Origin of the sequence: Aeromonas sp. HMWF015 (genome assembly GCF_963878965.1) — a bacterium.
GTDB classification, from domain to species: Bacteria; Pseudomonadota; Gammaproteobacteria; order Enterobacterales; family Aeromonadaceae; genus Aeromonas; species Aeromonas veronii.
On record NZ_CAWNZT010000008.1, the window covers coordinates 1 to 1,670 of the forward strand.

1 protein-coding gene is annotated in these 1,670 nt (G+C 61.0%); it reads left to right on the forward strand.

Annotation, left to right across the window (positions count from 1 at the left end; all coding sequences use genetic code 11):
- The first annotated feature begins 126 nt into the window (after positions 1 to 126).
- On the forward strand, positions 127 to 1,506 hold the full coding sequence (locus AACS18_RS00410; protein ID WP_108613436.1) for an MATE family efflux transporter: 1,380 nt from the start codon (positions 127 to 129) through the stop codon (positions 1,504 to 1,506).
- The last annotated feature ends 164 nt before the right edge of the window (positions 1,507 to 1,670 follow it).

Genomic DNA, 1,670 nt, shown 5'->3' on the forward strand with positions numbered 1-1,670 from the left:
ATTTCGTCCTGGCTGAATTTCAGGCTAGAATGCCTCCCCCACCCTTTGCACTTTCGTCCGAAAGTGCAAAGGCTCTTCCCGATTTCCGCTCTTTTTTACTCTTATCTGATCCACTCGGAGGTGTCAGTGCAACGTTATTGGTCCGAGGCGAAGCAGCTCGTCCGTCTAGCCAGCCCCATACTGGTCGCCCAGGTCGCCCAGGTCGCCATGAGCTTCGTCGATACCGTGATGGCGGGACAGGTGAGTGCAGTCGATCTGGCAGCCGTGTCGGTGGCGTCCAGCTTCTGGCTACCGGTGATCCTGCTGGTGCAGGGGATCATCATGGCGCTCACCCCCATCGTCTCCCAGCTCAATGGCGCCCGTAAACGGGAGGCAATTCGTCCGGCCGTTCATCAGGGCTTCTGGCTGGCACTGATCGTCACCCCGCTGGCGATGATCGCCCTCTATTACAGCCCGCTGGCGTTGCAGTTCATGGATGTGGAACCGGTGATGGCGGCCAAGACCACTGGTTACCTGCACGCCATCCTGTGGGGCCTGCCCGCCTTCGTGCTGTTCCAGGTGCTGCGCAACTTCAGCGAGGGTCTCTCCCACACCATGCCCACCATGGTGATCGGCTTTGTCGGGCTGGCGGTCAATATTCCCGCCAACTACATCTTCATTCACGGCCACTTCGGCATGCCGAAACTGGGCGGGGTGGGTTGTGGCGTGGCCACGGCCATCGTGCTGTGGGCCATGCTGCTGGCGATGATCCTCTATGTGAAGCTCTCCCGTCACTTCACCGAGATCCGCCTCTTCTCCCAGCTGGCTCGCCCCAACGGCAGCCGGATCTGGCGCTTGTTCCGCTTGGGGTTCCCCATCGCCATGGCGATCTTCTGCGAGGTGACCCTGTTTACCGTGGTGGCCCTGATGCTGGCCCCCTTCGGTGCCGAGACGGTGGCGAGTCACCAGATTGCCCTCAACTTCTCCAGCCTGGTGTTTATGCTGCCCCTCTCCATCGGGGTGGGTGTCACCATCCGGGTTGGCCACAGCATAGGTGAAGGGCAGCCCCATCACGCCCGGGTAGCTGCTCGCACCGGCTTGATGCTGGGGATGGCCATCGCTGCTGCCACTGCGGCCATGACGGTGCTGCTGCGCGAGCAGATCGCCTCCATCTATACCGATGATCAGCAGGTGATCGTCCTGGCGGCCATTTTACTGTTCTTCGCCGCCATCTATCAAATCTCCGACTCGGTACAGGTGGTCGCGGCCGCCGCACTGCGCGGTTACAAGGATACCCAGGCGATCTTCTACGTCACCATCGTCGCCTACTGGGGACTGGGGCTGCCCACCGGCATGATCCTGGGTCTGACCGACTGGCTGGTGCCGCGGATGGGGCCGCAGGGCTTCTGGATCGGCTTTATCGTCGGTCTCACCAGCGCGGCCCTGATGCTGGGGGCGAGATTGCGCTACATCTATGGCCGTTTTGCCACTCCGGAAGCCTGCACTAGCCTGTCGCGATCTCAGTAACAGGGCTTGGCGAGCGACAACTCGCCTGCAAAATCAACAGGCTGCGCAAGAACTGGGCAAACAGTCTCCTTTGTGCATATGGCCTGTTGACAGCCTTGGGGGGCATGGGTAGTATGCCGACCACGTCAGCAGCGCTGGCGTAGTGAAGTGAGAAAAAGTGGGTT